This is a genomic window from Chryseobacterium taeanense, assembly GCF_900099685.1.
Classification (GTDB): domain Bacteria; phylum Bacteroidota; class Bacteroidia; order Flavobacteriales; family Weeksellaceae; genus Chryseobacterium; species Chryseobacterium taeanense.
The window spans coordinates 127,785-151,756 of record NZ_FNDW01000009.1 but is presented as its reverse complement, the minus strand read 5'-3'; the positions used below and the strand labels follow the sequence as shown (position 1 = coordinate 151,756).

The following is a 23,972-nucleotide window of genomic DNA, read 5'->3' as shown; positions in this document are numbered from 1 at the left end:
TTTGATGCCGCCGATAATTTTACGATATGCTTTACCCAATTGAGTTTACAAAGTCTGTTCCTCATGTTTTCCTTCCTTAATCTCCTCTACCATTTTGGCATTGAAAGCCGGAAGATCTTTTGGAGTACGGCTCGTAACTAAGCCATTGTCTACTACCACTTCACTGTCTTCCCACTGTGCGCCGGCATTTTTAAGGTCTTTGCTGATGGAATTAACGGAAGTCATATTTCTACCGTCTACCACCTCAGCATTGATAAGAATTTGCGGTCCGTGACAAATAGCTGCCACTGGTTTATGCTGTTGAAAGAATTCTCTTACGAAAGATAACGCACTATCGTTAGTTCTCAATTGATCCGGATTAATAACTCCTCCCGGTAAAACCAATGCATCATAATCTGAAGCATTAGCTTCGTCTAGTGTTTTATCAACCTTATACTCCTGTCCCCAGTCTTTTTCAGCCCAAGCTTTGATGGATCCTGATTCAGGGCTGATGATGTGTGCTGTCCACCCCTGTTGTTCCAAATGTTCTTTTGGAGATTTCAATTCGCTTTCTTCAAAACCGTGCGTTGCTAAAATTGCAATTTTTTTTGACATAATTTTATGATTTAAGTGTTATGCCATTTTAAGTGTAAAAATGATGCCATGAGAAGGTCTAATTTTATAAAGTTTGTTAAAGTCTTTATTTCTGATCTAAAATATATCTGTATAAATAATGATGACAAAATTTTAAGGCTGACTTATATTTTAGCCCGGATTGCAGCAATTGTCTGAGCTCATTTTCTTTGTTTCGGCGCGGCAGCTTCGCTGCCGCGCCGAAACAAAGAAAATAGCGAGTGCGAAAAGCCGGAAAAGCTTCAAATAAAAATAAATACTGCTTGTCTAAGTAACCCAATTGCTCCTGATAAAAAATAAGAAAACCGCACCAAAACTGATGCGGTCTATTTTTTCTGTGAATAGAAAATTATTTCTTGTCTTTTGATCTCTGTAAAACTTCGTCTACCATTCCGAAACCTTTGGCTTCTTCTGAGGTCATCCAGTAGTCTCTGTCAGATGCTTTTTCCACCCAATCGTAGGTTTGTCCTGAGTGTTCGGAGATGATGTCATACAATTCTTTTTTAAGCTTTAACATCTCTCTCAAGTTGATTTCCATATCGGAAGCAACCCCTTGTGCCCCTCCTGACGGCTGATGAATCATCACTCTTGAGTGTTTCAACGCAGAACGTTTTCCTTTTTCACCGGCAACAAGCAAAACAGCCCCCATTGAAGCGGCAATACCTGTACAGATCGTAGCTACATCTGGTTTGATAATCTGCATCGTGTCGTAGATTCCTAATCCTGCGTACACACTTCCCCCCGGCGAGTTGATATAGATCTGAATGTCTTTTGAAGGATCTGCACTTTCTAAGAACAGAAGCTGTGCTGTTACAATATTGGCAACCTGATCGTCGATACCTGTTCCTAAGAAAATGATTCTGTCCATCATCAGACGGGAAAATACATCCATCTGTGCAACGTTTAATCTTCTTTCTTCCATGATGTACGGCGTAAGATTCGTAGGACCATACATTCCCATATACTGATCGGTAGCCAGACCGCTATTTCCTAAATGCTTTACAGAGAAATCTCTGAATTCTTTTTTAATGTCCATATTTCTGTTATGTATTATTAAATTTTACGAAGTTTAAATTACAACTTTTATTCCTAAAATATTATAGGACTTTTTGTCACAGACTTTATTTAAACAGAAAATAATTGAGCGTTATCTGTCAGAATAAATCCCGGTAATTGCCGAATAATTCAGAATTTTGGATAATTCGACTGATACAAGGGTAAGCATCTGGATCTTTTTGATGAGTTCAAAATATTTACCTTCATCAGAATCTGCATGATCTGCGAGTTCTTTTTTAGTTTTTAAAATTAAAAAATTAACGTATCTGAATTTATGGATCAGGATATCACCAGCCACCTGCTCAGGAATTTTATCCCCATAATTGGGTGAGAAAATATTCCGGGTCGCCCAGTCATTCAGCTCGCTATAGATATTCATGGAATTAACAGCCGCTTTACTGAGTTCCTCATCCATTAATCCGAAAAAGAAATTTCCTTTTCTAAGCTCCTCTTTTTCTATTCCTTCTTTAATATAATCGACAATCCTTTTGTTGAGTTCCACCTGAAATTCGTAGCCGTCTTCTTCAAAATGATGAAGAATTTCCTCGATCACAGTAATTTCATATTTCTGCTCGTCAGGAGTGGTTCGCTGCAAAACGACATCACCGTAATTCAGCATATGATTGATAAGTTCGTTCTCCAGCTTTGTGACGTTAAAAATAATAGGATCTACCTGATCTCGCGGCTCATCAACAATCTGAAGTTTTGCCGGCTGTTGCGTTTCGGTTCTTGCCTGTATTTTCTGCGTCTGGTTCTGGGTAATCTGCTTCTGAACATCAAGTTCATTGAAAAGACTTTGCTCAGATAGTCCAAACTTATTAGAAACTTCCTTCAGATACACTTCCCTTTTCAGGGCATTCTGAACAAACGATACCGATTTTACAATATCACGGATGGCTTCAGCTTTTTTAATAGGATCGTTTCCGACTTCTTTCAGGAGAATTTCTGCCTTAAAGTCTATAAAGTCCATAGCCTGGTTTTCAATAAACTTTTCTACATATTCCTGCGGGTGCTTTCTGGCAAATGAATCTGGATCATCTCCGTCAGGAAACAAAAGGACACGAATATTCATTCCTTCTGTAAGCAACATATCGATACTTCTGAAGCTGGCTTTTATTCCTGCATTATCACCATCGAAAAGAATGGTAACATTTTCCGTAAGCCTTTTGATGAGCTTGATCTGCTCTGTCGTAAGAGATGTTCCTGAACTCGCAACAACATTCTCGATTCCCGACATATGAAGGGAGATCACATCCATATATCCTTCCACTAAAAGGCAGACATTTTTTCTTGAAATTGCCTGCTTACTTTGATTCAGGCCGTAGAGAACATTGGATTTGTGATAAATTTCCGTTTCCGGAGAATTGAGATATTTTGCCGTTTTGACATTATTCTTCAGAATTCTTGCTCCAAATCCCAATACTCTTCCGGAAAAACTGTGAATCGGAAAAATTACCCTTTCACGAAAACGGTCAACTCCTGAAGGTGTATTCTCAGGAAAGATAGAAAGTCCTGATTTTTCGAGGATTTCCTTTGCGTAGCCTTTTTCCAAAGCATATTCTGTGAATGCATTTTTCTTTTCAGGAGAATATCCGAGCTGAAATTTTTTGATGATATCATCCCTAAGCTCACGCTCTTTAAAGTAGGAAAGTCCGATAGATCTTCCTTCATCTGAATCCCAAAGTATTTCCTGGAAATAATTGTTGGCCACTTCATGGATCTTGTAAAGAATATCTCTTTCGGTGTTTGCCTGTTTGGCTTCTTCTGAAAACTCGCGTTGATCTTCCTCAATCTCGATTCCGTATTTTTTTGCCGCATGACGCAACGCCTCAGGATACGTGAAGTTTTCAATTTCCATGAGAAAGGAAATTGCAGTTCCTCCCTTTCCTGTTGAGAAATCTTTCCAGATCTGCTTGCTTGCAGAAACTACGAAACTTGGTGTTTTCTCGTCATGAAACGGACTGAGACCTTTATAATTAGACCCTGCTCTTTTCAGCTGTACATATTCGCCTACAATCTCTTCTACCCTGATCGTGGAAAATATCTTGTCTATGGTCTGTTTGGAAATCATGATGTAAAAATAGGTATTTTTAAGAACAATTCTGACATAAGTATCTGGATGTACTATCAAGAATATTGCTAAAATTTTAATTATTAAATCACTTACATTATCTATTTTTGCATTAAAATAAAGCTATGCAGTTTACAATAAAAAGTATCGACGACTGGCAGGAGATTGTTGACAAAATCGTTCCCGAACTCAAATATAATATCCTCCTTCTAAAAGGCAATCTCGGCGCTGGAAAAACTACTTTTACCCAGTTTCTTATGAAAAAGCTGGGAAGCGGTGACGAAGTAAGTTCTCCCACATATTCTATTGTAAACGAATACAACACCCCACAGGGAAAGGTCTTTCATTTTGATCTGTACCGTTTAAAAAACATCGACGAAGTCTACGATATCGGTATTGAAGAATACCTCGACAATGCTTTTTTATGCATTATTGAATGGCCTGAAGTGTACGAAGATGATCTGTACGGGCTTAAATTCCATGAAATGAGCATTATAAATACCGGTGAAGAGAGAGAAATCTCATTCGACTAAATATTATGTATCTTTGTTTCTGAAATTGAATGTAAATAACGATCTGTAAGAATTTAATTATTTAAAGGATGAGTACTACAAATATTTTTACTCCTTTTACCGAAGAGGAACTGATGCCTAAAGAAGAAAAACTTGAGGTCATCAAAAAAGGAAAACAGTTCAGTATAGGAATTCCGAAAGAAACTTCCCTGAACGAAAGAAGAGCCTGTATCACACCGGATGCTGTACAGGTTTTGATAGAAAGTGGTCATGAAATTATTATAGAATCAGGTGCCGGCCTGGGTTCTTTTTTTACAGATCTGCAGTACTCCGAATCCGGAGCAAAGATTACCAATGATCCGAAAGAAGCTTTTTCTCAGGATCTGATTCTAAAGGTCAATCCGCCCACGGATGAAGAAATCGACTATATGCGTCCTAATACGTATTTGGTGTCTGCGCTTCAGATCAATCTCAGAGATAAAGATTATTTCCTCAAGCTGGCAGAAAAAAAAGTAAATGCCATCGCTTTCGAATTTATTGTTGATGAATATAAACAATTGGCACTGGTACGACTTATCGGCGAAATTGCAGGAACGGTTTCCATTCTTTATGCTTCGGAACTTTTAGCTTTATCAAACGGACTGATGCTTGGAGGAATCACAGGCGTAAGACCTGCAGAAGTTGTCATTCTCGGAGCCGGAATCGTAGGAGAATTTGCCACCAAAGCGGCGATCGGTCTTGGTGCAAGTGTAAGGGTTTTTGATAATTCATTATCCAAGCTGAGAAGACTTCATACACTGGTTGACAGCCGTGTACCTACTTCCATTATTGATCCTAAAGAACTTAAAAAAGCGTTACGAAGAGCCGATGTCGTTATCGGAGCATTACCAAGACTCAATATGACACCGATTGTGACCGAAGATATGGTCATGAAAATGAAAAAAGGCAGTGTCATTATCGATATTACCATCGACAACGGAAAGGTGATCGAAACTTCTGAGCTGACAACAATGGAAGATCCTTATATCATTAAACATGGAGTGATCCATTGCGGGCTTCCCAACCTTACGTCAAGAATGCCGAGAACAACCACAAAAGCTATTTCCAATTTTTTTCTTTCCTATATTCTGAATTACGATGAAGAAGGAGGCTTTGAAAATATGCTTGTCCGCAAAAATGAAATGAAACAGAGTCTTTATATGTACAAAGGGCGACACACAAAGAAAATCATCTGCGACCGTTTCGGACTTACTTACCATGATATCAATCTTTTAATCTTCTAATGAAAAAACTTAAATTCTATATGATAGGCCTTATTCCGGGTCTTATTATCGTATTTTTTATCTTAAACAAAAAAGGAGCAAGCTGTAGCGGATATCTTCCCAACAGCCGCGTAATAGCAGAAACTTTATCAAAAGATTTCACCTATTCCGATCAGTTCAAATCAGAAATGGCAGCATTGAATGTCAATGAAAAATTTCTGAAAGACAGTATTATCACCAAAGGAAAAATTGATTTCGATAAAAGTCACGCTCAAAAAAAGCCTTGTCCGGATTATCTTTTGACCTATCCTGAAGAAAATCCTGCTTTTCAAATTACATTCGAGAAATGTGAGGAAAAAGCTACCATGCTATCATTAAAGAAACTGAAATAATTTAAGTGAATAGTGAATTTTGCTTCGCAAGTGAATGACAAACTTAAAGACAATAACTTCGTTGTCAATTTGCTTTGCAGTCAATAATTTCATGTAAATTTAAAAATTGACAATTGACGTACGAAGCAAAATTCACCATTCACTATTTAATTTCATTAAAAAAAATTCTCTATCTTCGCTCTGTGATTACAAACATAGAAACATATTATTACGAAATTTTTAGCTCAGATATGGGATAAGGATTTCGTTGTATAAATACACTAACCTCGTCCTTGGGCGGGGTTTTTTATTTTAAAATTTAACAAATGAAAATAAGTATTGTAGGAGTAGGTTTGATCGGCGGATCGATTGCTTTAAAACTAAAACAGAAAGGAATTGCCGATTTTATTTACGGAATAGATAACAGCACAGAACACCTGAACGAGGCTTTAGAATTAAAAATTATCGATGCTAAGGTGGATCTCGAATATGGGATTAAAAATTCCGACTTAATTATTATTGCGATTCCGGTAGATGCTGCCAGAAAAATTTTGCCGCAAATTCTGGATCTCATCTCGGAAAATCAGACCGTCATGGATACAGGATCGACCAAAGCAGGAATCGTACATTCCGTAAAAGATCATCCTAAAAGATCACGTTTTGTCGCGTTTCACCCGATGTGGGGAACCGAAAACAGTGGTCCAAAATCTGCTATTTCAGACAGTTTTTCGGGAAAAGCCGGCGTTATTTGCAACAAAGAAGAATCTGCGGAAGATGCCCTGAAATCAGTTGAGAAAATTGCTGAAAGTCTGGATATGCATTTAATTTATATGAATGCAGAAGATCACGACGTTCATACCGCGTATATTTCGCATATTTCACATATTACTTCCTATGCACTCGCCAATACTGTTCTAGAGAAAGAGCGTGAAGAGGAAACTATATTCCAGCTGGCAAGTTCGGGGTTTTCGAGTACCGTACGTCTGGCGAAATCGCATCCGGAAATGTGGGTTCCTATTTTTAAGCAAAACAAAGAAAATGTGCTTGATGTTTTAAATGAACATATTTCGCAGTTAAGAAAATTCAAATCGGCTTTAGAAAAAGAAAATTATGATTATCTGGAAGAACTGATCTCCAATGCCAATAAGATCAGAGGAATTCTGGATAAATAAACGTAAACAACCAAAGTACAAGAAAACCCGGCAGTAGTAGAGCAAAACTCGAGGTCAGTAAGGTTTTACCCAAGGAAAGTGGACTTATACTCAAGGTCAGTGAAGCAATACCCGAGGTCAGTAGACTTATACCCGACAGTAGTAAGGTTTTACTCAAGGTAAGTAGACTTATACTCGACATTAGTAAGCTTTTACCCGAGGTCAGTAGACTTATACCCGAGGTCAGTAAGGATTTACCCAAGGTAAGTAGACTTATACTCAAGGTCAGTGAAGCAATACCCGAGTGCAGTAAGCTTTTACTCAAGAGAAGTAAAGTAATACAGCCAGCAGTAGAACAAAACTTAAAAGACACCGCCTAAAAAGTGTCTGTATTTGACAAACCCTTAGAATTTATTACTCTAAGGGTTTTTATGTAAATCAATGAATATTAATATTAACATTCCGGAACGTTCACCGCAATAGCGAGACCTCCTTCGGAAGTTTCTTTAAATCGGCCATTCATGGAAAGAGCGGTTTCCCACATCGTCTGGATTACCTGATCGAGACTTACTTTGGCTTTGGCAGGATCACTTTCAAGGGCAATATTTGCAGCGGTTATTGCTTTGATAGCACCCATCGTATTTCTTTCAATACAAGGGATCTGCACCAAGCCTCTGATAGGATCACAGGTCATTCCCAAATGATGTTCCATTGCAATCTCAGCCGCCATTAACACTTGGCCTACATTACCCCCGAGGATTTCCGTAAGTCCGGCCGCTGCCATTGCTGAAGAAACGCCAACCTCTGCCTGACAGCCTCCCATCGCTGCAGAAATGGTTGCATTTTTCTTGAATAAAGTTCCTATCTCCCCGGCAACCAGTAAAAAGCGTATGATATCATCATCGCTGGTAAATGGCGTAAATGCCTGAGCATACATCAGCACTGCCGGAATCACACCGCTCGCTCCATTAGTAGGCGCTGTAATAATTCGCCCGAAGCTTGCATTTTCCTCATTTACAGCCAATGCAAAACATGAAATCCATTTGTTGATATTGGTAAAATTTACTTCTGCATCGACTATCTGCTGAAACCATTCATTTTTATTTTTATAGACCTTATCGCCTAATAATTTTCTGTTGATTCCTGCTGCACGACGCGACACATTTAATCCACCCGGAAGAACACCTTCTTTATTAACGCCTTTATAGATGCATTCTTTGATCTGCTGCCAGATGTACAACGCTTCCTGCTTCGTTTCCTCCTGAGACCTCCAACTTTCTTCATTCATTAAAATCAGATCAGAAATTTTCTCAAGGCCAAGCTTTTCGCAATATTTTACAATGTCAGAAGATTTATGACAAGGGTATAAAGTACGGATACAATGTTTTTCGATAGATTTTTTTTCCTGACTCATGATGAAACCTCCTCCCACGGAATAAAAGTCCTGAACAAGTTCAGTTCCATCCTCAAAAATTGCCTTGAAAATCATTCCATTCGGATGATAATCAAGAGACTTTTGCATATTTAAAACGAGGTGATATCCGTAGATAAAAGGAATTTCTTTTTCACCACCGAGATTAAGTATCTGGCTCTTTTTTATTTTATCTATTTTTTCATCAATTTTTGTTGTATCGATGGTTTTAAAATCTTCACCATTCAGTCCCAGCATTCCGGCAATGTCCGTTCCGTGCCCAATACCCGTTTTGGCGAGTGAACCGAAAAATTCCAGAAAGACTTCTTTCACCTCAGCAACTGATCTCTCTCTATTTATAATTCTAATAAATGCAGAGGCCGCATTCCATGGTCCCATTGTATGAGAACTGGATGGGCCAATTCCTACTTTTATAATTTCAAAAACCGATATTGATTCCATATAGAAATTCTTCCTTTTTTCCTTAACACAAAGATACACGATAAATCCAAATGCAAAAGCCGGAGGTGAAAAATCAGCTCCGGCTTTTCAAATTAAAACTATATGAACACTTGTAGATATTTTATGTCAATCGTCAATGGTGAATTTACTTCGCTTGTCAATTTAATTATGCCTTGATAAAATTCACTTTTGACAATTGACCTTTCACTCAATATGTCAATGCTGAATGGTCAGTCCGGTTCTCTTGTCAATTAAATATGATTTAACAAAAATTCACTATTGACCATTGACCATTGACAATTCACCATTCCCTTCTCAGCACAGTCTTTCTTCATGTTGGGAAATGTCTAGCCCAAGCTCTTCAGATTCTTCGGAAACTCTTAATGTGATGATTCTGTTGGTTATTTTATATAAAATCAATGATCCGAAAAACGTAAATACTGATACCAGAAGCAATGCAGCCATATGATGGGCAAATACTTCCAGACCACCGTGGAGCAGGCTTGCATTTTCACCGTGGGCAAAAATTGCCGTAAGGATCATTCCCATAATTCCGCCAACGCCATGACAGGCGAAGACATCCAGCGTATCGTCGATTTTCTTTAATGCTTTCCAGTTGACCATCAGGTTTGATACAATGGCAGAAATAAATCCGATAAAAAGGCTTTCCGAAATAGAAACGAATCCGCAACCGGGAGTGATTGCCACTAGGCCTACCACCGCACCTATACACGCTCCAAGAGCAGAAACTTTTCTTTTATTGATGCGATCGAAAAATATCCAGGTCATCATGGCTGAAGCAGATGCGATGGTTGTTGTCCCGAAAGCTGTAGCAGCCGTAGCATTCGCACTAAGCGCCGAACCTGCATTAAAACCAAACCATCCGAACCAAAGCATTCCTGTTCCCAGCATCACATACGGAATGTTAGATGGGTCATGATGTGGCTTTTTCCTATTTCCCACGACCATTGCACCGGCCAATGCGGCAAACCCTGCACTCATATGAACCACTGTTCCGCCTGCAAAATCTTTAACGCCAAAATATTTGTTGAGAAGTCCGTCCGGATGCCAAACCATATGGCAAAGGGGGGTATAAATAAAGATGCTGAAAAGCACCATAAATAAAAGATAAGATATAAACCGTACACGTTCGGCAAAAGATCCCGTAATTAAAGCCGGAGTAATAACTGCAAATTTCATCTGAAATAAAGCAAAAAGAATAAAAGGAATAGTGGATGCCATATATTTATGCGGCAACACTCCTACTCTATTGAAAAACGGATAACTCAGCGGATTTCCGATAATTCCGTAATGCTCATCATTGATGGTGAAACCAATTGAGTCACCAAAAGACAGGGAAAAGCCAACCACAACCCATAAAATTGAAATTACGCCTAATGCAATAAAGCTCTGAAGCATGGTAGAAATTACATTTTTCTTTCCCACCATTCCTCCATAAAAGAAAGATAAACCGGGAGTCATCAGCAATACCAATCCTGCTGCTGCAAGAATCCATGCGACATCTGCACCAACAATTTTATCCTCGCTGAGAAATTCACCGGTATTGGGAAAGTCTGCAATAGGACTCCAGAATAATCCGCCAACGGCAACTAATGTAATGATACTAAAAGAAACGATCCATTTTAAACCGACTGTCATAAATTTATGTATTTACCCCCTCAAAATTAAGTATTAATTTTTAAAACACAATTAAAACTCAAACAAACCCCTTTAAATTTAACACAAAATAAATATTTATATATCAATTTATTCAAACAACCCCTTCAAAATACCGGACACTTCTTTTGATTTTGTTGCGGGAAATAAATGAGTACCTCCTTTTATGATAAAATCAGGGCGGGAATTTTTGATCGGGAAAACAATATCTTTATCCCCAAGAATCTGGATAACATCAGGATTTTCATCGAACTTCCATTCTGATATTTTTTCGATAGACCATTTAAGGTAATAAGGATCTCTTACCTGAAAATATTGTAGGACTTTGGGGTTTTTAGGATCAAAAAACTTTCTGAACATGGAATAAATATTGGTAGTTTTTTCATTGAAAAACCGCACAGGAAGAAACTTAGGAATTCTGGTGATCTGGCCTGTTTTTATTAACCTGGATTTTTCTCTGTCGGATTTTATACTTCCCATAATCACTACTTTCTGTGCAGGTTTAAGTTTGTGTATTTCCTGAACCATTATTCCTCCAAAAGAATAACCCAGCAGATAAAACGGCTCTGAATCATCTATTTTTTCGGCCATTCTCTGTACGTAATGCATGAATTCTTCATTCTGCTCGGGAATCAACCAATCCAAAAAAATAACTTCATGATGCTCCGGAAATTTAATCTTTTCAAGCACTTTAAAATCTGCACCAAGTCCGCTTACTACATATATTTTCATACTACTAAAATAAAAAAAAGCAGATAAAAAAATGAGCAACTTCCGAAGAAATCGCTCATTGGTTTATTGAAAGACTAATGTCTTATTTTCTTTTTTTAACAGAAGTTCTGTTTTCATTGTCTAATTTTTCAGTAGACAGCTTAAACTGGATATCCATTTCGTTTTTAATGAAATAATCTTTTAGCGACGACTGGTAGAATACTTTAAAATCTCTTCTGTTTAAAGAGAATTTAGCCGATTCTATTACAACCGTGAACTGAGTGATATAAACATTTGCAGGGAACGTAATTGTTTTTCTTACACCTTTAATCGTTACATCTCCATAAACCGTAGAGTTATAATCGCTGTTTGCCAAAGGAATAATCTTCGTTAAATGAAATTTTGCCAGCGGAAATTTTCTAACCTCAAAGAAATTTGTACTTTTCAGATCGTTGGTAAGCTTTACCATATCTTCATCCTGGCTTGATACATCACCTGCCATGATCGACTTCATATCAATCACGAATTCTCCGTCTACCAGAACTGTTTTATCAAAAGTAAATTTTCCGCTTTTCAGTTTTACTGTTCCGGAGTGTGTTGTAGGAACCGTTTTCACTACTTTATATCCCCACCATCTGATTTCAGACGATGTTACTTTTACCACTTTATCTCCTTTCCTCTGACCGAAAACGAATGATATGCTAACACACATCATAGCAAACAATAGTAATCTTTTCATTCTTTTTTATTTACAATTCAACAAAAATAAAAAAAAGTGTAGAACTTCTACACTTTTAACAATCTTTTTTTGATTAAATTATTTTGCCGTTACTTTTACAAGCAAATCCATGTCATCTTTCACAAGAACATCCTGCATGGTAGATTTGTAAGCAACATCAAATTTTTGTCTGTCGATAGCGAATTTGTTCGACATCAAGTTTACTGTTCCGTTGGCATAAGTAATTTTTGCCGGGAAAGAAATTGCGTTGGTTTTTCCTTTTACTGTAAGATTACCAGTTACCAAAGAATTGTACACCTTATCATTGTTTTTCTTCACCCCGGTGATCTTGAAAGTTGCCGTAGGATACTTTTCAACTTCGAAGAAATCTCCGTTTTTAAGATGCCCGTTAAGCTTTTGCTGATATTCGCCGGAAAGATCTGTCGCATTGATAGAAGTCATGTCTAAAACAAAAGACCCACCAACCAACTGGTTTCCTTTCATTACCATATTACCCGACTTTACTTTTACTGTTCCATTGTGAGAACTTGCTTCAGATTTTGCGATCTTATACCCCCACCACTGAACATCAGAGCTTACTACTTTTTTTGCTTGTCCGAATGCTAAACCACTAGCTAAAACGGCTACTAAGAATATTTTTTTCATTAGAATAAAAAATTATTTGCTTGTTTGTTATTTACTGGCGCAAAAGTAGTCAACCAAAACGATAGATTTCGTTGATGTATATCAATTAATGCAATTTTAAAATAAAAAACTCCGGAGATCCGGAGTTTCAGTTAGTCTTGATAATAAGCAGTGTAAAGGGCTGCGCCATTTAAAGCTGTATTTTCATTTTTATTCAGATAAATCGGAATGTTTCTGAGCATTTCCTCCATCTTATCGCTGATCTTAAATTTCTCATAGAATTTATCTTTATCAATATATTCTCTGATTGCCTGAGGAATATCTCCTGAAATAAGCAAGCCTCCTGTTGCCTTTAATTTTAAGGTAAGGTTATTAGCTTCTCTGGCGAGGAATTCAATGAAAGTGTCTAATGCGATTTTGCAGATCAAGACATCGTCTTCCACAGCTGCTTTGAATAATTCCTGAACAAAATTTCCTTCTGCAAGCCTTTCTGCAAGCCATTCCGGTTCCGGATGTCTTTTTACGTCTCTTAAGAAACGGTAAATGTTGAAAAGTCCTCCTTTAGATAAAACATTTTCCCAGCTTACAATTCCATAGATATTGTTTAAGAACTGATAAAATTCTACTTCTACATTAGTTCTTGGAGAAAATTCTGAATGACCTCCTTCTGTTGCAAAAGGTCTTAAATATTTTCCGTCAAAAAAATATCCTGCTTCCCCAAGACCATTTCCCGGTGCCAGAATAGCTACATTTCCTTTTTCAAGATGTCCGCTGGTGTAGATTGCATCAAGATCACTATCTTCCAAAATACCCATTCCATAGGCTGATGCTTCCTGATCATTCAGCATATCGACTCTTTCAAAATCAAAATCTCTTTTGAAATCTTCAACATCAAGATTCCATCCAAGTCTTGCAGGATTACTTTTTCCATTAAGAACAGGTCCCGGAACAGCCATCCCGAGTCTTTTTACATTATCCAACTGATTATCCTGAATAAACTTTCTTAAAATATCTGTAAAAGAAGCATAGTCTTTGGTTGGATAATTATGTTGTATTTTAACTTCTACGCCTTCGTTTTCGGAAACAAAATAGCCCAAAGTTGTAATATCTTCACGAAGGTTGGCGCCAATGATAGAAACATTATCATTACCCGCGTTTTTTACTCCTGGTAAATAAAGTGGAAATTTCGGATTCAAAATCATAACCTCAAATTTTATCAAATATAATAATAGTTTTCGTAAATTTTCGTTAGAAATAAAAAACCTTTTCAAAAATTCGAAAAGGTTTGGTTAATAATTGCTTATATTTAAATTTAACTACTTTCCTAAAGGAATATTGTAAGAGAATCCTACACCAAGGTTACCCACATTGTAGTCCTGATTTGGCAAATCTCCTTTGCTTCCTACAAATACTTTCTGATACTGAACGAAGAAATTCCAATCCTGGTTGTGATATCCGATCTCCGGCTTGATATAAAAACCGCCATCAGGTCTGTCAAGAGAAGCATTAGATGCTACTTTATTATCACCCACTAAGAAACCATATCCTAAGTCAGTTCCGAAATAAAAACCTGTTTGCTTCGGATAAATTCTAATCAATGCACCTACCGGCACAACACCTACATCGTTATTGCTGTATCCGTTGTTATCTTTTCCAAAATAATGCGTATATCCTGTTGCAATACCTAATCCGAACCCCGGAGTGATCAAATTCTGATAAGCTACATCCACACCTACTGCCATAGAAGTATTATCAGAAGGAACTGCTAAACCAACATTTGCTCCTACCTTAATCATATTATTCATTTGAGCGCTCTGTGCACTTAATGCTCCAGCAGTAAAAATTCCGGCAAATAAAATTGCTTGTTTTAACATTTTCATAACTCTGATTTTTTAATTTTACTGAAGTGGAAGATGTAAAAACCGTGCCAATCAATGTCTTAAATTTCACCTTAGCTGCTTATAAAATTATAAATAAATGATTTTCAATTTATTAAAATCATCTCAAATTAAATAAGCGTTTAATTAAAAATAATAAGTTTAGATTAATATTAACAATTCTTAACCGTTGTTAGTTTTAACTTTATTATTATGTAAATATCCAAACTACAAAATATGAATATGCCCACTTCATTACTCATTAATAATAAACATCTTCTCTGGCGAGCTGGTTTTGGTGCCGGAATTAACCAGTTTGAAAATCTGAAGAATAAAGACACGAAAACATTATTGAATGATCTGCTTAAAGAAGGAGACTTCACTTATATTGATTACCAGACTCCGGATACGGAGACTCTGGATTATATGAATGACAAATCTCCGGCCGAGAAGAAAAAGGAAATACAAAAGATCAACCGACAGCAAAATGAAGAGCTTAACCTGAATTTTCTCTATAAAATGGTCACCGGCAATGAACAATTAAGAGAAAAAATGGCTTTTTTCTGGCATGGGCATTTTGCTTCAAGAGTACAAAATCCGAAATTCAACAGACAAATTCTGAATGTGATTCGTAAAAACTCTTTAGGAAATTTCAGGGATTTACTGTTTGAAGTAAGCAAAGCGCCTGCTATGCTGAATTTTCTCAACAATCAACAGAATAAGAAAGACCATCCCAATGAAAATTTTGCACGTGAAGTAATGGAATTATTCACAATGGGAAGAGGAAATTATACCGAAAAAGATATCCGAGAAGGAGCCAGAGCTTTTACAGGATGGGGTTATGATAAAGAAGGAAATTTTCTCGAAAGAAAAAAATTCCATGATGAAGAAAGTAAAACTTTTCTCGGTAAAACAGGAAACTTTACAGGAAATGATGTTTTAGAGATAATTCTTGAGCAAAAAGCAACCTCAAGATTTATCACCACAAAAATTTATAAATTTTTTGTGAATGAAAATGTAAACGAAGCTATTATCGATAAGTTATCTGATGATTTTTATCAATCCGGCTACGATATCAAAAAACTGATGAAAGATATTTTCTCAAGCACATGGTTTTATGATAAAAAAAATATCGGGAATAGGATAAAATCACCGATCGAACTGATGGCCGGAATGATGCGGACATTGCCCATGAATATTCAAAATCCCGAAAATCTTATTGTGTATCAAAAGCTTTTAGGTCAAATGCTTCTCTATCCTCCGAATGTTGCCGGCTGGCCTAATGGAAAATCCTGGATCGACAGCTCTACATTGATGCTGAGACTTCAGATTCCACAGATATGGTCCGGGCTACGCCCGCTTGATTATCGCCCAAAAGCCGACGATGACCTTGATATGGGACTGAAAAACAACACGAATACGCTGACTAAAAGTTTCAAAAATCCCAATATTACAATCGACTGGGCAAAAGTAGAAACAGTTTTTAACGGAAAAAATATAGAAGAATATCTGATACAAAGCGCAACATCTTTGGATATGAATTCCGTGAAAAGCTTTTCGGACAAAAGTGTAAAAATGAATGTCATTAATTTAATGTCTACTCCTGAATATCAGTTGATGTAGTTTTTAAAAACGATCACCTGCAATCTTTAACCCAATACCTAATCGTATGTTAATCAAAAGAAGAGAATTCCTCAAAATAAGTTCACTGGCAACCGCTTCACTCCTAATGCCGAACTTTCTCAAAGCCATGACGCTTGATGAAGCACTGAATCCGGATCAGAAGATTTTAATTGTTCTGCAATTTACAGGTGGAAATGATGGGCTGAATACGATAATTCCCACCAGAAATGACATTTATTTTAAGGAAAGAAACAGCATTGCAATCAAAGATTCTTTACAACTGAACGATGAAGCGGGAATTAATCCTGCTCTATCCTATTTTAAAGAACTTTATGACAATGGTGAACTTTCGGTGATGAATAATGTAGGATATCCTAATCCGGATAAATCCCATTTCAGAAGTATGGACATCTGGCACTCTGCAAGCAAAAGTGATGAGTATCTGGAAACAGGCTGGCTCGGAAGATTTCTGGATGAAGAATGTTACCGCTGCGAACATCCCACTCAGGCACTGGAAGTGGATGATATGCTAAGTTTAGCTTTAAAAGGTGAAAAAAATAAAGCTTTTGCCTTTAAAGATCCAAAAAGGCTTTACCAGACAAGTCAGGAAAAGTATTTCAAATCTTTATATGACCATCATCATGATGATGAAACGGTTTCATATTTATACCAGACGTTAGGTTCTACCATCAACAATGCCGATTATATTTTTGAAAAAAGCAACGCAAAAAAAAGTACAGAGTCATACCCGAATTCTCAGCTGGGAAAAGACTTTAAAACAGTTGCTTCTCTCATCAAATCTGACATTAACACCCGAGTGTATTACCTTTCTATAGGAAGTTTTGACACGCATGTCAATCAAAATGAAAGGCAGCGAAAGCTTTTTAGTGACATCAATGAAGCGGTGAAATCATTTGTCGCAGATATGAAAAGCAATGGACTTTTTGATGATATTTTACTTATGACGTTTTCAGAATTCGGCCGCCGAGTTGCCCAAAATGCCAGCAACGGAACCGATCATGGTACGGCCAATCAAATGTTTTTCATTGGTGGTGGATTAAAGAAAAAAGGAATTTTAAATCCGCTTCCCGATCTTACAAAACTAAATGAAGGAGATCTTATTTATACGGAAGATTTCAGAAAAGTCTATGCGACAATTCTAAAAAACTGGCTGAAAGCCGACTCTTCAAAAGTACTGGGCTGGAAAAACGGCATTTATGATTTTATATAAACAGAAAAGAGGCGATTTATTTACGCCTCTTTTCACAATATACGAACTACTTTTAGTTTTATAAGGGAAGCTGTTTTTTATCTTCCGCAGGTTTTTCGTCAAACTTTTCAGCGATTTTCTTAATAATAAATTCAATCACCAAAGGTGCTACCACTGCTACCACAGCTTTTAATATTCTCGATTTCATACTATTATTTTTGTATTTTGGGTAATACAATTTCCAAGCCATAAAGATTATTGTGATCTCTGATTTTCCTCAGCATCGAGATTCTGATAATTTTTAAAACTTGTCCGGAATTTCTCCCGCATCCTTTCCCGAAGTCTTTTTGGTTGATGCACAATCAGACAGTCACCGAAACCTAACAAAAGCCTTTCCAGTTCATAATTGATCTGCACACAAATTCTGAACACCGTACTTTCAGCTGTTTCAGAAACTACTTCCTGACTTTTATGCAAAGGTTTTGTACGCACATAAGGAGCGTTAGAAGCGTCTACGGAAAAGACCACATACCTTGATTTTGTGTTAGAAACAGTAACACCAACAATATCTTTAAAATATTCATCTCCTTCCAAATTCTGATCAATATATTCTGTATTTTCTTCCTGCTCTATATGTTCCATCCGATCCAAAGCCAGATTATACATTTTTCCTTTATACAGACAGATAAGAAACCAACGGTTGTTATATTCCTTTAACAGCTGCGGATGAACGGTAAAAATATTTGCTTCTCGTGCCGTGAAGCTTTTGTACAAAATACGGAGTACTTTTTTGTTGATGATACTTTCATAAAGAATATCAATATGCTCAAGACCTTTCAGCTGCTCATTCTTATCGAGATGGATAATCGACTTTTGATGGGTAGAATGTATGGAATCTTCCAGCTTCTGAATCACACCGTTCATTTCTTTAAACATTGAAAAATCCTTAAACTGTTTCAAAATCTGAATGGCATTGTTCATCGCTTTCAGATCACTTTCGTTCACGGAAATATTATGAATACTGTAGTCCGGATCGCTGTAACGGTAATATTTCCGGTCGTACACTTCAATCGGAGCCTCGTATCCGAACTTTTCGCTCCGCATATTCTGCAGATCAAGTTGTACAGTTCGTTTGCTTACGAAAGACTCTTTGCCTTCAAATTCAAATAAAGCTTCGGAACATTCGTCGATTAAATCTTCCAGTGTATATTTCCGATATTTGTTTTTAAGGCATTTATCAAGGGTTTTATAGCGAATAAGGGCATTTTTATTGGATGACATATTTTATATTTTTATTTGGGCGTGTCCCTCTGCCTTCGCTCAATCTTTTCATCGGGCCGGGCTGCTGCGGGCTTCACTTTCGTTTCGGTTTCGGCTCGGGGCTTCGCCCCGAGCCGAAACTCCTCCTTTCAGTCAGACCCTCCGCATCCCTCACGCGAAAGAAGGAAATAGTTACATTTACTTTCGACATTAAAAACGAGATTCTTCACTACACTTCGTTTCTTTCAGAATGACAATTTCAGATATTATTAACAGTCTCAAGATTGCTTTGTCGTGATGTTCCTCCAATGACTTAAACATTATTTTCTCACCAAAGCCTTTCCTTCAAAAGAAATTCCTTCCCAACCAAATTCCATAAAGTTTCGGATATTCTGATGATCGGTGCCTTTAGGATTTTTCAAAACGTCTTCTCTGTAAAATTCTCCAAAAAGTTTGAGCGTTTCCTGCTTTGAGAGATCGTTTAATTTAGCAAAACTGAAAACTTTACACGAACCGTTATTCTGATTGGCTTCATTCACCGTATTTCCATTGGTGAATTTTGTGGGTATAAAATCATAATGTTGATCTATGAATGCAATAACATCTTTAAACATAATTTCTTCCGATGATTTTTCCAATTGTTCAAATAACATATTTTTAATTTATTTCAAAAATAATTAAAATAATTTCATCTGCGCAAAAAGACTGCACACTTTCATTATTACTTTGCATCAACAAAAAGAAAAAACATGGAATTTAACGGAAACAATTTAATTGAATTAGGATACAGACCTGCAAAATGGTTCAAGGAAGCCATCGAATTCATTAACGAAAATAATTTAGACGAAAATCAAATCAAAATATATCTTGAACAATTTAAGCAGCCGGAACTTATTCCACTTCATGAAATAGCAAAAGATTTTGTCATCAACATCAGAGCAGAGCATGAAAGCGAGAATGATAATGTGGAAAAAGTAATCAATACAATGGAAGTATTGATGAAAACACCGACTTTGATAAACGGCGCAATTATGCCTGATGCCTGTCCGACAGGCCCTGCAGGACATATTCCCGTGGGAGGGGTTGTTGTGGCAAAAAATGCCATTCATCCCGGATTCCATAGCGCAGATATCTGCTGTTCAGTAATGCTGACGGATTTTGGGAAAGCCGATCCTAAAGAAGTTTTGGACGCAGCCCATTCCGCAACGCATTTCGGATACGGAGGAAGACCAAGAGGCGAACAGATGCCAATGTCTCAGGAGTTGATGGATGCTTTCAGAGAAAATGATTTTCTGAACGATGAAAAACTTATCAGCATTGCCCGTTCGCATATGGGAACCCAAGGTGATGGAAATCATTTTTTGTTTGTCGGAATTTCAAAGAATACAGGAAATACGATGCTTGTAACACATCATGGATCAAGGGCTCCCGGAGCTGCCCTTTACGATAAAGGAATGAAGGTCGCCAATAAATTCAGAATGGAAATCTCACCGGAAACATTGAAAGAAAACGCATGGATTCCGTATGAAACTGAGGAAGGAAAATCTTACTGGGAAGCTTTACAACTAATCAGAAAATGGACGAAAGAAAATCATATCTCCATTCACGATGCTGTTTTAAATAAACTGGAAATTGAAAAGGAAGACCGATACTGGAACGAGCATAATTTTGTTTTCAAGGACGGAGATTTATTCTACCACGCAAAAGGAGCAACACCTTTGGATGATAAATTCATGCCGGATATTACGGGACCAAGATTGATACCACTGAATATGGCAGAACCGGTTCTGATTGTAAAAGGAACTACCAATGAAAGAAATCTTGGCTTTGCACCTCATGGGGCGGGAAGAAACTTCAGCAGAACACAGCATAAAAAATCTTTGGCGCATAAAACCATCGAAGAAGTCTTTGCCGAAGAAACAAAAGGATTAGACGTTCGTTTCTTCACGAATGAAATTGATATTTCCGAGCTTCCAACGGCCTATAAAAGTGCCAGAAATGTTCGTGCTCAGATTGAAGAATACGGTTTGTGTGAAGTATTGGATGAAGTAATACCTTACGGTTGTATCATGGCAGGCGATGTTCAGAAAAATGCGCCTTGGAAAAAAAAGAAGAAATTTAGAAAGGCTTAATATTAAAATAGGATCAAAACTGGAAATGAGGTTTTGAATACAATGCAACCGTCATAATATCAATTAGAAGCGATTACAGAATTATAATAGTAAGAATAAAATTCATCCAATCCGGCTATTTCTATTTATAAATTTAAAGATATATCCAAAACTAAAAAAAGCTGCCTCAAATGAGGCAGCTTTCATATTTTAAAAATGCAATTAAAATTAAAACTTAATTACAGATTTCATTTTTTCGTTTTCTTCCATTACCAACTCGTCGTCAACAAGGATTTTTCCTGAGTGCTCATCAATAATGATTTTCTTTCTTTGAGCAATCTCCATCTGCTTCTGTGGCGGAATGGTGAAGAAAGATCCTTTCGGAGCACCTCTCTCTAATCCTACTACTGCAAGTCCATTAGGAGAATTGGTTCTGATTCTGTTATAAGAAGCCAATAATCTTTCATCAATTTTCGCAGCAAACTCTTTAGACTGCTCAATTAAATAGTCTTCTTCTTTTTGTGTTTCAGAAACAAGGCCTTCTAATTCTTCTTTTTTAAATTTCAGGTGATTTCTAAGATCATCGATCTTTGCATTCAACTCGTCCAGCGTTTCGTTCTTATGAGCGATTTTAGCACCGAATTCTTTAATTCTTTTTTCAGCAAGTTGAATTTCAAGTTCCTGATATTCAATTTCTTTACTTAATGCTTCAAACTCTTTATTGTTTCTTACATTATCCTGCTGAGATTTGTATTTTTCAATTAAAGTTTTTGCATGGTTGATTACTTCATGCTTTGTTTTGATCTGATCGTCCTGATCTTTTATGTCTGCATGAAATTTTTCAGCTCTTTTTTCAAGACCTTCGATTTCAATTTCAAGATCCTCTACTTCGATTGGCAATTCTCCTCTTGTATTTCGGATTTCGTCCAATCTAGAATCAATGATCTGCAAATCGTATAAAGCTCTTAACTTCTCTTCAACTGAAATATCGTTGGTTTTTGCCATATTTTAAATGAAATAATTTACCGGGTTTGTTTTCTCAATAGATTTTGAGATTGCAAATGTACTAAATTTTTGTGACAAAATTTCAAATAATTGTTGAGTTACAAATTGTTCTGACTCGAAATGTCCTATATCACAGATCATCATTTTAGATTCTGCCAGAAAAAAATCGTGATACTTCACATCTCCGGTTAGATAAGCATCACATTTTTTGGAAATTGCAGATTTTATCCCGCTTGCTCCAGATCCGCCTAAAACCCCTACTCTTTTAATTTTTTTATTAGTAAAATCCGAATGCCTGATGACTTCAAGACTGAATTTATCTTTAACTAATTTTAAAAAATCCTTTTCATCCATAGCTTCCTCAAAATCGCCATACATCCCAAGCCCCGTGTAATGATTGGCATTATCCAGACTATAAATCTGGTGCGCAACTTCCTCATAAGGATGTGTAGACTTCATCGCTGAAATAATCTGCCCTTGATTGTATCCTTCAAAAATTACAGAAATCATATCTTCATCTGCATTTTCCCGTACATTTTGCTGCCCCGAAAAAGGATTCGAACCTTCCACCGGTCTGAAAGTTCCGTTTCCGTTTATGGTAAAACTGCACTCATCATAAAAGCCTATACTTCCGGCTCCTGCCTCAAAAAGTGATTCTTTTAACTTTTCTGAATATTCTTTCGGAACAAAAACCGTCAGCTGTTTCAAATCATTCTTCTTTGGCTGAAGAATTTTAAGGTCTTTCAGACCGAGCTGATTACAAATTCCTGCATTTACTCCAAAGTAATCATTATCAAAAGCGGTGTGGATAGCATAGATGGCAACTTTATTTTCAATAGCTTTGATGACCGCTTTTTCTACGTAATTTTTACCTGTTAAGGATTTTAACCCTGAAAAAATAATAGGATGAAAACATACGATGAGATTACAATTTTTCAGGATTGCTTCATCAACTACATTTTCGAGTGCATCATGACATATCAATATTCCACTTACATCGCGGTCGTATGAACCGCACAACAGTCCGACATTATCAAAATCCTCCGCTTTTTGTAACGGAATTCGCTTTTCTATCTTTGAAATAACATCTCTAATTTTCATTTTATTCTGTATGTTTGTCACGAAAATAAGGATAATTTGTTATATTTAAAAAAACATTAAAATGGATAGAGAACATAATCTTGTTCCGGAAGATACCTGGTGGAAAAGATATCTCTACAGAATCATTTATCGCTCAGATACAAAACTTGGAAAGCTTTTCGATATTATTTTGCTTTTATTAATCCTGATAAGCACGGCTATTATCATGATGGAAAGTATTCCGAAACTTGACAAAAGATTCCACTACACTTTTATTATTCTGGAGTGGGTTATCTCTATTTTATTTTCCGTAGAATATGCTTTCCGAATTGCTGTTGTGAAAAATAAACGCCATTATATTTTCAGCTTTTTCGGTATCATTGATTTTTTGGCGCTGATTCCTTTTTATCTGAGTTTTTTCTTTCCGGTTACCAAATATTTTCTCATTTTCAGAATGCTGAGAATGCTGAGGGTTTTCAGGGTTTTTAATCTCCTGGATTTTATGAATGACGGTTTTGTCATAGTAAGGGCATTGAAAAACAGCTCAAGAAAAATTTATATTTTCCTTTTATTTCTCATTATTTTTTCCGTGATCGTTGGTTCTCTGATGTTTATGGTGGAAGGAGGTAGGCCCGGTTTTGAAACTATTCCGCAATCGATCTACTGGGCAGTGGTTACGGTAACGACTGTTGGATACGGTGATGTTTCTCCAATAACACCTATGGGGAAATTCTTTGCGGTGGTTCTTATGCTGGCGGGTTATTCAATTATCGCTGTTCCAACCGGAATTGTAACTGCGGAAATGAGGAATAAAAGACAGAATCTGGAAAAAGTATGCGATCGTTGCGGGAATGAGGATATTGATGATGATGCGAGATATTGTAAGCAATGTGGCAAGAAATTAGCTTAACGTAAATTATTCAATTTCTATTAACCAAATAATATATCTCATGGAACCAAAAAAGAAAAATAAACCTAATTCTTTAGTAGTGATTCTATTTTCTTTAGTTGTCTTAATAGTCATTATTTATTTTGTTCTTGTTACTTTTTTTCCTGCTGTTTTTGAAAGTCTTAATACCGGAAATTTACAGCCAGTCCCTGACAAATAATATGATTTAAAATCTACTTAATGAAAAAAGGCGGTCTT

The 23,972-nt window shown here is 36.7% G+C and carries 24 protein-coding genes; 9 read left to right on the top strand and 15 right to left on the bottom strand.

What is annotated here, in order from left to right; genetic code table 11:
* Window positions 1–45: 45 nt before the first annotated feature.
* The 3 genes from BLR30_RS13150 to dnaG all read right to left on the bottom strand — a co-directional run bounded on the left by BLR30_RS13150 (window position 46) and on the right by dnaG (window position 3,739).
* The gene (locus BLR30_RS13150; protein WP_089859651.1) at window positions 46–594 is read right to left on the bottom strand and encodes a type 1 glutamine amidotransferase domain-containing protein; all 549 of its coding nucleotides are present in this window, start codon (window positions 592–594) and stop codon (window positions 46–48) included.
* 367 nt (window positions 595–961) lie between these two features.
* A complete protein-coding gene (gene clpP / locus BLR30_RS13145; RefSeq protein ID WP_089859648.1) occupies window positions 962–1,648 on the bottom strand; it encodes an ATP-dependent Clp endopeptidase proteolytic subunit ClpP in 687 nt (228 codons plus the stop codon).
* 111 nt (window positions 1,649–1,759) lie between these two features.
* A complete protein-coding gene (gene dnaG / locus BLR30_RS13140; protein WP_089859645.1) occupies window positions 1,760–3,739 on the bottom strand; it encodes a DNA primase in 1,980 nt (659 codons plus the stop codon).
* Between the two features lie 125 nt (window positions 3,740–3,864).
* Between dnaG and tsaE the strand changes: the two genes are divergently transcribed.
* The 4 genes from tsaE to BLR30_RS13120 all read left to right on the top strand — a co-directional run bounded on the left by tsaE (window position 3,865) and on the right by BLR30_RS13120 (window position 7,056).
* Window positions 3,865–4,272, top strand: a complete 408-nt coding sequence (gene tsaE, locus BLR30_RS13135) for a tRNA (adenosine(37)-N6)-threonylcarbamoyltransferase complex ATPase subunit type 1 TsaE (RefSeq protein WP_089859642.1) — start codon at window positions 3,865–3,867, stop codon at window positions 4,270–4,272.
* A gap of 68 nt (window positions 4,273–4,340) precedes the next feature.
* Complete coding sequence (locus BLR30_RS13130) at window positions 4,341–5,534, top strand: alanine dehydrogenase (protein WP_089859639.1); 1,194 nt, start codon at window positions 4,341–4,343, stop codon at window positions 5,532–5,534.
* Window positions 5,534–5,905, top strand: a complete 372-nt coding sequence (locus BLR30_RS13125) for a hypothetical protein (protein ID WP_089859637.1) — start codon at window positions 5,534–5,536, stop codon at window positions 5,903–5,905. The genes BLR30_RS13130 and BLR30_RS13125 overlap by 1 nt, the downstream gene beginning before the upstream one ends.
* 305 nt (window positions 5,906–6,210) lie before the next feature.
* On the top strand, window positions 6,211–7,056 hold the full coding sequence (locus BLR30_RS13120) for a prephenate dehydrogenase (protein ID WP_089859634.1): 846 nt from the start codon (window positions 6,211–6,213) through the stop codon (window positions 7,054–7,056).
* 433 nt (window positions 7,057–7,489) lie between these two features.
* Here the strand turns inward: BLR30_RS13120 and BLR30_RS13115 are convergent, their stop codons facing one another.
* The 7 genes from BLR30_RS13115 to BLR30_RS13085 all read right to left on the bottom strand — a co-directional run bounded on the left by BLR30_RS13115 (window position 7,490) and on the right by BLR30_RS13085 (window position 14,539).
* On the bottom strand, window positions 7,490–8,908 hold the full coding sequence (locus tag BLR30_RS13115; protein ID WP_089859631.1) for an L-serine ammonia-lyase: 1,419 nt from the start codon (window positions 8,906–8,908) through the stop codon (window positions 7,490–7,492).
* A 315-nt stretch (window positions 8,909–9,223) separates the two neighbouring features.
* The gene (locus tag BLR30_RS13110) at window positions 9,224–10,567 is read right to left on the bottom strand and encodes an ammonium transporter (protein WP_089859629.1); all 1,344 of its coding nucleotides are present in this window, start codon (window positions 10,565–10,567) and stop codon (window positions 9,224–9,226) included.
* 108 nt (window positions 10,568–10,675) lie between these two features.
* The gene (locus tag BLR30_RS13105) at window positions 10,676–11,317 is read right to left on the bottom strand and encodes an alpha/beta hydrolase (protein ID WP_089859625.1); all 642 of its coding nucleotides are present in this window, start codon (window positions 11,315–11,317) and stop codon (window positions 10,676–10,678) included.
* 82 nt (window positions 11,318–11,399) lie between these two features.
* On the bottom strand, window positions 11,400–12,035 hold the full coding sequence (locus BLR30_RS13100) for a YceI family protein (RefSeq protein ID WP_089859622.1): 636 nt from the start codon (window positions 12,033–12,035) through the stop codon (window positions 11,400–11,402).
* A gap of 78 nt (window positions 12,036–12,113) precedes the next feature.
* Window positions 12,114–12,680, bottom strand: coding sequence for a YceI family protein (locus BLR30_RS13095; RefSeq protein ID WP_089859619.1), 567 nt, complete (start codon window positions 12,678–12,680; stop codon window positions 12,114–12,116).
* 131 nt (window positions 12,681–12,811) lie between these two features.
* Window positions 12,812–13,861: a glucokinase gene (locus BLR30_RS13090; protein ID WP_089859616.1), complete on the bottom strand. Its 1,050-nt coding sequence runs from the start codon at window positions 13,859–13,861 to the stop codon at window positions 12,812–12,814.
* A gap of 114 nt (window positions 13,862–13,975) precedes the next feature.
* Window positions 13,976–14,539, bottom strand: coding sequence for a hypothetical protein (locus BLR30_RS13085; RefSeq protein WP_089859613.1), 564 nt, complete (start codon window positions 14,537–14,539; stop codon window positions 13,976–13,978).
* A 240-nt stretch (window positions 14,540–14,779) separates the two neighbouring features.
* Here BLR30_RS13085 and BLR30_RS13080 point away from each other — a divergent pair, with 240 nt between their 5' ends.
* Window positions 14,780–16,159, top strand: coding sequence for a DUF1800 domain-containing protein (locus BLR30_RS13080; protein WP_089859691.1), 1,380 nt, complete (start codon window positions 14,780–14,782; stop codon window positions 16,157–16,159).
* 46 nt (window positions 16,160–16,205) lie between these two features.
* Entirely contained in the window at window positions 16,206–17,390 is a 1,185-nt protein-coding gene (locus BLR30_RS13075; protein ID WP_089859610.1) for a DUF1501 domain-containing protein, read from the top strand.
* A gap of 58 nt (window positions 17,391–17,448) precedes the next feature.
* On the opposite strand, the gene BLR30_RS18005 is transcribed toward BLR30_RS13075, so the two are convergent.
* The 3 genes from BLR30_RS18005 to BLR30_RS13065 form a co-directional block, all read right to left on the bottom strand.
* Window positions 17,449–17,577, bottom strand: a complete 129-nt coding sequence (locus BLR30_RS18005) for a hypothetical protein (protein WP_262484111.1) — start codon at window positions 17,575–17,577, stop codon at window positions 17,449–17,451.
* A 47-nt stretch (window positions 17,578–17,624) separates the two neighbouring features.
* Window positions 17,625–18,650 carry a helix-turn-helix transcriptional regulator gene (locus BLR30_RS13070; RefSeq protein ID WP_089859607.1) on the bottom strand — a complete coding sequence of 342 codons (1,026 nt, stop codon included), beginning with the start codon at window positions 18,648–18,650 and terminating at the stop codon, window positions 17,625–17,627.
* A 299-nt stretch (window positions 18,651–18,949) separates the two neighbouring features.
* Complete coding sequence (locus tag BLR30_RS13065; protein WP_089859604.1) at window positions 18,950–19,282, bottom strand: HopJ type III effector protein; 333 nt, start codon at window positions 19,280–19,282, stop codon at window positions 18,950–18,952.
* A 96-nt stretch (window positions 19,283–19,378) separates the two neighbouring features.
* On the opposite strand from BLR30_RS13065, the gene BLR30_RS13060 reads away from it, so the two are divergent.
* On the top strand, window positions 19,379–20,761 hold the full coding sequence (locus BLR30_RS13060) for an RtcB family protein (protein ID WP_089859601.1): 1,383 nt from the start codon (window positions 19,379–19,381) through the stop codon (window positions 20,759–20,761).
* 207 nt (window positions 20,762–20,968) lie between these two features.
* On the opposite strand, the gene BLR30_RS13055 is transcribed toward BLR30_RS13060, so the two are convergent.
* On the bottom strand, window positions 20,969–21,745 hold the full coding sequence (locus BLR30_RS13055) for a zinc ribbon domain-containing protein (protein ID WP_089859598.1): 777 nt from the start codon (window positions 21,743–21,745) through the stop codon (window positions 20,969–20,971).
* Between the two features lie 3 nt (window positions 21,746–21,748).
* On the bottom strand, window positions 21,749–22,846 hold the full coding sequence (locus BLR30_RS13050; RefSeq protein WP_089859596.1) for a Nif3-like dinuclear metal center hexameric protein: 1,098 nt from the start codon (window positions 22,844–22,846) through the stop codon (window positions 21,749–21,751).
* A gap of 61 nt (window positions 22,847–22,907) precedes the next feature.
* Here BLR30_RS13050 and BLR30_RS13045 point away from each other — a divergent pair, with 61 nt between their 5' ends.
* Window positions 22,908–23,735: an ion transporter gene (locus tag BLR30_RS13045; protein ID WP_089859593.1), complete on the top strand. Its 828-nt coding sequence runs from the start codon at window positions 22,908–22,910 to the stop codon at window positions 23,733–23,735.
* 40 nt (window positions 23,736–23,775) lie between these two features.
* Window positions 23,776–23,934 (top strand): hypothetical protein, encoded by a 159-nt coding sequence (locus BLR30_RS17790; protein WP_175443665.1) that lies wholly within the window; start codon window positions 23,776–23,778, stop codon window positions 23,932–23,934.
* Window positions 23,935–23,972: the final 38 nt, after the last annotated feature.

Bases quoted from the DNA above. Each gene is read 5' to 3' on its own strand.
- BLR30_RS13095 (WP_089859619.1), bottom strand. From the start codon at position 12,680: ATGAAAAAAATATTCTTAGTAGCCGTTTTAGCTAGTGGTTTAGCATTC.
- BLR30_RS13065 (WP_089859604.1), bottom strand. From the start codon at position 19,282: ATGTTATTTGAACAATTGGAAAAATCATCGGAAGAAATTATGTTTAAA.
- BLR30_RS13070 (WP_089859607.1), bottom strand. From the start codon at position 18,650: ATGTCATCCAATAAAAATGCCCTTATTCGCTATAAAACCCTTGATAAA.
- BLR30_RS13085 (WP_089859613.1), bottom strand. From the start codon at position 14,539: ATGAAAATGTTAAAACAAGCAATTTTATTTGCCGGAATTTTTACTGCT.
- BLR30_RS13130 (WP_089859639.1), top strand. From the start codon at position 4,341: ATGAGTACTACAAATATTTTTACTCCTTTTACCGAAGAGGAACTGATG.
- BLR30_RS13060 (WP_089859601.1), top strand. From the start codon at position 19,379: ATGGAATTTAACGGAAACAATTTAATTGAATTAGGATACAGACCTGCA.
- BLR30_RS13100 (WP_089859622.1), bottom strand. From the start codon at position 12,035: ATGAAAAGATTACTATTGTTTGCTATGATGTGTGTTAGCATATCATTC.
- tsaE (WP_089859642.1), top strand. From the start codon at position 3,865: ATGCAGTTTACAATAAAAAGTATCGACGACTGGCAGGAGATTGTTGAC.
- BLR30_RS13050 (WP_089859596.1), bottom strand. From the start codon at position 22,846: ATGAAAATTAGAGATGTTATTTCAAAGATAGAAAAGCGAATTCCGTTA.
- BLR30_RS13125 (WP_089859637.1), top strand. From the start codon at position 5,534: ATGAAAAAACTTAAATTCTATATGATAGGCCTTATTCCGGGTCTTATT.
- BLR30_RS13075 (WP_089859610.1), top strand. From the start codon at position 16,206: ATGTTAATCAAAAGAAGAGAATTCCTCAAAATAAGTTCACTGGCAACC.
- BLR30_RS13150 (WP_089859651.1), bottom strand. From the start codon at position 594: ATGTCAAAAAAAATTGCAATTTTAGCAACGCACGGTTTTGAAGAAAGC.
- BLR30_RS13105 (WP_089859625.1), bottom strand. From the start codon at position 11,317: ATGAAAATATATGTAGTAAGCGGACTTGGTGCAGATTTTAAAGTGCTT.
- clpP (WP_089859648.1), bottom strand. From the start codon at position 1,648: ATGGACATTAAAAAAGAATTCAGAGATTTCTCTGTAAAGCATTTAGGA.
- BLR30_RS13115 (WP_089859631.1), bottom strand. From the start codon at position 8,908: ATGGAATCAATATCGGTTTTTGAAATTATAAAAGTAGGAATTGGCCCA.
- BLR30_RS17790 (WP_175443665.1), top strand. From the start codon at position 23,776: ATGGAACCAAAAAAGAAAAATAAACCTAATTCTTTAGTAGTGATTCTA.
- dnaG (WP_089859645.1), bottom strand. From the start codon at position 3,739: ATGATTTCCAAACAGACCATAGACAAGATATTTTCCACGATCAGGGTA.
- BLR30_RS13090 (WP_089859616.1), bottom strand. From the start codon at position 13,861: ATGATTTTGAATCCGAAATTTCCACTTTATTTACCAGGAGTAAAAAAC.
- BLR30_RS13055 (WP_089859598.1), bottom strand. From the start codon at position 21,745: ATGGCAAAAACCAACGATATTTCAGTTGAAGAGAAGTTAAGAGCTTTA.
- BLR30_RS13080 (WP_089859691.1), top strand. From the start codon at position 14,780: ATGCCCACTTCATTACTCATTAATAATAAACATCTTCTCTGGCGAGCT.
- BLR30_RS13110 (WP_089859629.1), bottom strand. From the start codon at position 10,567: ATGACAGTCGGTTTAAAATGGATCGTTTCTTTTAGTATCATTACATTA.
- BLR30_RS18005 (WP_262484111.1), bottom strand. From the start codon at position 17,577: ATGAAATCGAGAATATTAAAAGCTGTGGTAGCAGTGGTAGCACCTTTG.
- BLR30_RS13045 (WP_089859593.1), top strand. From the start codon at position 22,908: ATGGATAGAGAACATAATCTTGTTCCGGAAGATACCTGGTGGAAAAGA.
- BLR30_RS13120 (WP_089859634.1), top strand. From the start codon at position 6,211: ATGAAAATAAGTATTGTAGGAGTAGGTTTGATCGGCGGATCGATTGCT.